Annotated in this window: 9 protein-coding genes and 1 pseudogene; 8 read left to right on the top strand and 2 right to left on the bottom strand. The window is 39.9% G+C overall.

The window, feature by feature from the left end; genetic code table 11:
• Positions 1 to 225: 225 nt before the first annotated feature.
• From Q0I54_RS13005 to Q0I54_RS12980, 7 genes and pseudogenes are all read left to right on the top strand, one after another.
• Entirely contained in the window at positions 226 to 360 is a 135-nt protein-coding gene (locus Q0I54_RS13005; RefSeq protein ID WP_255646893.1) for a hypothetical protein, read from the top strand.
• A gap of 176 nt (positions 361 to 536) precedes the next feature.
• Positions 537 to 708: pseudogene (locus Q0I54_RS13000) on the top strand (IS66 family transposase); the annotation flags it as partial.
• Positions 695 to 910 (top strand): hypothetical protein, encoded by a 216-nt coding sequence (locus Q0I54_RS12995; RefSeq protein ID WP_367270861.1) that lies wholly within the window; start codon positions 695 to 697, stop codon positions 908 to 910. The pseudogene Q0I54_RS13000 and the gene Q0I54_RS12995, both read left to right, overlap by 14 nt.
• Before the next feature lie 123 nt (positions 911 to 1,033).
• Positions 1,034 to 1,174 carry a helix-turn-helix domain-containing protein gene (locus Q0I54_RS12990; protein ID WP_296119245.1) on the top strand — a complete coding sequence of 47 codons (141 nt, stop codon included), beginning with the start codon at positions 1,034 to 1,036 and terminating at the stop codon, positions 1,172 to 1,174.
• A gap of 178 nt (positions 1,175 to 1,352) precedes the next feature.
• A complete protein-coding gene (locus Q0I54_RS13310) occupies positions 1,353 to 1,718 on the top strand; it encodes an ADP-ribosylglycohydrolase family protein (RefSeq protein ID WP_367270860.1) in 366 nt (121 codons plus the stop codon).
• Positions 1,719 to 1,766: 48 nt separating this feature from the next.
• Entirely contained in the window at positions 1,767 to 3,290 is a 1,524-nt protein-coding gene (locus tag Q0I54_RS12985; RefSeq protein ID WP_296119243.1) for a DUF1538 domain-containing protein, read from the top strand.
• A 2-nt stretch (positions 3,291 to 3,292) separates the two neighbouring features.
• The gene (locus Q0I54_RS12980) at positions 3,293 to 3,982 is read left to right on the top strand and encodes a hypothetical protein (protein ID WP_296119241.1); all 690 of its coding nucleotides are present in this window, start codon (positions 3,293 to 3,295) and stop codon (positions 3,980 to 3,982) included.
• Positions 3,983 to 4,061: 79 nt separating this feature from the next.
• On the opposite strand, the gene Q0I54_RS12975 is transcribed toward Q0I54_RS12980, so the two are convergent.
• Positions 4,062 to 4,706, bottom strand: coding sequence for a nitroreductase family protein (locus Q0I54_RS12975; protein ID WP_296119238.1), 645 nt, complete (start codon positions 4,704 to 4,706; stop codon positions 4,062 to 4,064).
• Positions 4,707 to 4,892: 186 nt separating this feature from the next.
• On the bottom strand, positions 4,893 to 5,159 hold the full coding sequence (locus tag Q0I54_RS12970) for a hypothetical protein (RefSeq protein ID WP_296119237.1): 267 nt from the start codon (positions 5,157 to 5,159) through the stop codon (positions 4,893 to 4,895).
• On the opposite strand from Q0I54_RS12970, the gene Q0I54_RS12965 reads away from it, so the two are divergent.
• Positions 5,074 to 5,336 (top strand): aminotransferase class I/II-fold pyridoxal phosphate-dependent enzyme (locus tag Q0I54_RS12965; RefSeq protein ID WP_296119234.1); only part of this gene is annotated, 263 nt, incomplete at its 3' end. The genes Q0I54_RS12970 and Q0I54_RS12965 overlap by 86 nt on opposite strands.

Below are 5,336 nucleotides of genomic sequence, written 5' to 3'. Positions count from 1 at the left end.
TTCCGACGAAAGAGGCAGTGTTTGAATTTATGCAGAAATAATGAATGTATATGAACAAACTCGGGGCTGTAAAAACTTCCCTATTTTTAACAAGGATATAAAATAGAACTAAAATCGCATCGATCCAATAGGCATTTTCTCAATTTGGAGTCAAATTCGATTCAATGCTGTTTGAGGTATGTTTTGTAAAATAAGCTCAGATTAAAACAATGATGGGAGGAGCTTATGCAACAGAATATCGAATTTGAGCGGTGCATTGATTTTCTGGTACGGATGATTGATAAGTATGGCGATGAAGTCCTCCGGGAGTTGGAGGAAGAAAAACAGAATAAAGAAGAAAAAGAAGCGGCAGTTTCCTGAAATACAAAATGTAAATCAGACTGTCGCTTTTTCATGTATTTTTAAATCAAATAAATATTAAAAGCTGATAAAAAAGAATGATAATTTGGAGAAGTCTGAAACCCTTATAAATACTGGAAAAAGCAGTGGTTTTATGATAAAATTTAAAGATCAAAAACGAGAAGGGTTATTATACTATGAAGGCTAAAGAACAGGAGTACAAGGATTATATCAAAGAACTCGAAGACCAGATCCAGCTCTTGAAAGAGCTGGTTGATTTCCTGACTTGTAAATTATACGGTTCAAAATCTGAGAAGACATCTTCCCTATCATTAGAGGGGGCAGATGTCTCTTTTTGATGAAATTGAAAACAATGATTGACCGTTTTGGAGAAAATGTTAAAACACTTGCGTATGATATGACTTTCTTCCGATTGATAACAGAAGTATCAGCAAGTCCAACTTTCTTTGGCTGGGTATTTGGTTTTGGTGGGAAGGTTCAGATACTTGCACCGGATTCTGTCAAAGAGCAATATAATCAGATGATTATGAAAGCAAATGCTGACATATAAAAGGCACTTCAAGTATTGATTGAATGAAAAAAATACAATTCAAGGTGTGTATGCTGTTATTGGATACTTCAATGGTTTACACTTATCTTGTAAGGAAAAGAAGTTGAATAGGAGGATACACAAATGACATTTTCAGAACGATTGGCGAAAGCAAGGAAAGAAAAAGGATTTACACAAAGTGATGTGGCTGAAAAATTAAATGTTTCTTTTCAAGCGGTTAGTTTATGGGAACGTGGGAAAACACTCCTGAAATTGATAAATTAGTTGACATTGCTTCGCTTTATCAAGTGAGTACTGCAAGGATTGGGAATGTGTTATTGCGAGTTTTATTATGCTAACTGCCACATCGCCAGTTGGGGAAACAGAAAAGAATGATAATAGAGCATCCAATCCACCGGAGAAGAACATGTAAGCTTATGGAAGCAGAAGAAATTTATATCAGATATGTCTTTTTGGTGGCGCTGTTGGCGATGCATTAGGCTATCCAGTCGAGTTTATGTCTGAGGCTGCGATTTTTGGACGTTATGGAGAAGAAGGAATAAAAACTCTTAAAGAAGCCGGCTCACCTGCGTTCATTTCAGACGATACTCAGATGACACTTTTTGCTGGAAATGCATGTATATACAGAAGAAGCAATATTATTACCTATGGTATAAATCCTGAAACATGGAGCGGAAAAAGCGAATACACAATCTGGAATGGTTATCAGGAGTGGCTTGGTACGCAGGGAGATACACGATGGGTTGACAGAAATGGCAGTAAAATGTGGATATATGAAGATGAAAGTCTGGGACAGAAAATACCGTAGATGATGAGCAAATATTCCATATCATGACATTTAGAAGGAGGGCACAATTTGAATTTAAAATTAAAAGAGAAAATCAGAGAATCACTTTCAGCAGTTCTTCCAATTACTGGTATTGTTTTAATGATCAGCATTTTTCTGATTCCTATGGAGCTTGGCAGTATCGTTATGTTCCTTACCGGTGCAATGATGCTGATTGTTGGAATGGGATTCTTTCAGCTCGGTGCAGAGATGTCTATGACACCGATCGGAGAAGGTGTAGGTGTACAGATTTCCAAATTGAAAAAACTCATTACTGTTTTACTGACAGGTTTTATTATGGGAGTCATCATTACAATATCAGAGCCGGATCTGCAAATTCTTGCGAATCAGGTTCCCTCTGTCCCTAATATGGTACTGATTATAACCGTGGCACTTGGAGTTGGTTTGTTTCTTGCGCTTGCGCTTGTTCGTATCCGATATAAAATCAGTTTGTCTGTGTTATTGATTATTTGTTATACGGCTCTGATTCTTACATCATTCTTTGTGCCGAAAGAGTTTTTAGCAGTAGCTTTTGATTCTGGTGGTGTTACAACAGGACCTATGACAGTACCTTTCATTATGGCAGTTGGCGTGGGACTTGCCTCTGTGCGAAGTGATAAGAATTCAGCAGATGATAGTTTCGGTCTGGTCGCACTTTCTAGTATAGGTCCGATATTGGCTGTTTTAATCCTGGGCTGTTTCTATAAACCTACTCAGGCAGCGTATGTTCTTGAAGATGTGGAAACGGTTGTCACAACACAGGATGTTGCCCGCGTATTTGCACAGGGATTACCATTATATGCCCGTGAAGTCCTGGTAGCACTGCTGCCGATTATTGTAGTATTTTTTATATTCCAAATGCTTACCGGAAGGTATCATAAGAGGCAGATCCAACGCATTTTGATTGGTTTTCTATATACATATATTGGTCTGGTTCTCTTCCTTTGCGGTGCAAATGTTGGTTTTGCACCAGTTGGAGCTTATCTTGGAAAAAAACTGGCAGGATTGTCCTTTAATTGGATTCTGCTTCCTATTGGAGCACTGATTGGTTATTATATCGTAAAAGCAGAACCGGCAATTCAAGTGCTGAACCATCAGGTAGAGACAGTTACGGATGGTGCTATTTCGGTAAAAATGATGGATCGCTGCATGTCAATTGGTGTAGCTGCCAGCGTTGCGTTGGCAATGCTTCGTGTCCTTACAGGGGTTTCCATTCATTGGTTTGTGATTCCGGGTTATTTTATTGCCCTTGTATTGTCCCGAGTTGTTCCGGATATCTTTATCGGTATTGGATTTGATTCAGGTGGTGTTGCCAGCGGTCCAATGACATCAACCTTCTTGCTGCCTCTTAGTATTGGGGTATGTGAGGCTCTCGGAGGAAACCTGATGACCGATGCATTTGGCGTTGTTGCACTTGTTGCATTAACACCATTGATCGCGATACAGCTGATGGGGCTGGTTTATAAGCTAAAGACAGCAAAGAGAACTCAGACAGAGAGGGCCGTCATAGCCGATGATTGTGATATGATCATTGATCTTGAGGAGGGTGAGTAAAAATGGAAAAAGAGAAAAAAGTATCTTTTCAGTTATTAGTATTGATCGCCACACCAAAGCTTGCTGATCAGGCTGCGGAAATGTTTCGAAAGGGCGCATTGCCATTGCAATATCGCTTTCATGCAGAGGGAACAGCTACAAGTGAGATTATGGATCTGCTTGGACTTGGAAACATTGATAAAAGTGTTCTCATCAGTATGATTCCGAAAAATCTATCAGAAATTCTCATAAATAAGTTGAATTCCGAATTACAATTAAACAGAGCAAACAGTGGTATTGCATTTACGATACCATTAAATGGAGCCAATAATCTGATTTTGCGCATTCTTGCCAGAAATACAGGAAAAGAATTGCTGAATATAGCAGGAAAGGAAGAAAACAGTATGTCAGAAACAAAATATACTCTTGTTGCAGCAATCGTAAACAGAGGTTTCAGTGAGGACGTTATGGAAGTGGTGCGTGCGGAAGGTGTAAAAGGCGGCACTGTAATTCGTAGCCGACGTATAGGAAACAAAGAAGCAACCAGTTTTTGGGGACTCAGCGTTCAGGATGAAAAAGAGATTGTTTTAATTTTGGTTGAGTCATCAAACAAGGTAAATCTTATGAAATGTATTGGAGAAAAATGTGGCATGCACAGCGAGGCGCAGGGAATTGTTATGTCATTACCAATAGATTCGGTAGCTGGTATCTGATGAAAAATAAGTTATATTCCATTTTCTTGTTTGATAGGAAATTATGTTGAATTTCCTATCAAACAAAAACACTTACATTTTACAGCCAGTGGATTTCAGTAGTTGCTCTTGGATGTTGAGCGGTAGTTTCATTTTGGGCATGTCCGAGTACACAGGACAGGAAGCCATATTTTCCGGTCGGAAGACCAAGCATATCGCAAAAAGCCTGGTTATCTACCATATTTTCTGTGACAGAAATAATCTGAAAATCCAGATTCAATGCAGTAGCTTTGATCCACATATTCTGCATCATGTGAGCCAGGCTCTGCCGTTCTGCACGTCTGGCACCGCGCCATTCTGCAGCGATGATGAAACATGGTGGATTAGGAAAGGTGCTTTCGCCACATTCAGCAACATGCTGCCATAATTTATGAACACCTGCGCCATTTTCTTTTAAAAAAGTGTCTGTTTCTTCATCTTTGATGCGTTGTTCAAGATCCAGTTTGCTCTGCTCCCTGATAAGTGTGTCGATCAGATCCAATCTGGGATCATCTTTTTTGATAACAAAGAAATGACGGAATGGCACAACTGCTTTTGAATCGATAGAAGCAAAAGGAGCAATGCAGCCGGCCTGAATGACTTCTTTGATTTCCTCATCTGTCGGGATCTCCCCTGAAAATGCGCGGCATGTTTTGCGTGCATTTAAAATGCGATCTAATATCTGGTTGTCTTCTTTTGTAAACATTTTTGTTTCCCCCTCATAGTGGTATTAGTACACGATACTCAGAAATAAGATGTGACTGAAATCGGGAAATGCCTCCGGCATTTCTACTACATTATAACACAGAATGAAAAAAGCAGGGAAGAAACATTTATTCCTTCCCTGAAAGAAGCAGTATGCATATACTCCTGCATTATGCGAATGTCCGCTTTACAGATAAGATTTCACCAGATCAATAAAATATTGGTGAATTCTGGTATTATCCGTCATTTCCGGATGAAAGGCCAGCCCAATCTGATTTCGATACTGGGCAGCTACAATGTGTCCGTCAATCTCGGACAGGATTTTTACACCTTCCATTGGAACTGTGGTATTTTTTTTCGGTGCAACTGTGTCATCCGCATGGTCAGGAGCCGAAGCGGAATCAGAGAATGCATTTTCTGTCTGGGCGAAACTACTGAGGGAAGCAATGTCCACTCGCAGCAGGGAGCTGATGAAAGTGTCTCCTACAGGCGGAATTTATGAACTGCGAAAAGCCATTGCAGAGTATCTGAAGTCATTTCGCGGTATGTTAGTCGATGCGAATCAGATCGTCATGGGAGCCGGAACCGAGTATTTGTATGGTATGCTGGTACAGCTGCTTGGAAATGACAG

It is taken from the genome of uncultured Eubacterium sp., assembly GCF_934295145.1.
Taxonomy (GTDB): Bacteria; Bacillota; Clostridia; order Lachnospirales; family Lachnospiraceae; genus Eubacterium_I.
The sequence above is the reverse complement of the archived record's forward strand: the minus strand, read 5'-3'. Positions and strand labels throughout refer to the sequence as shown.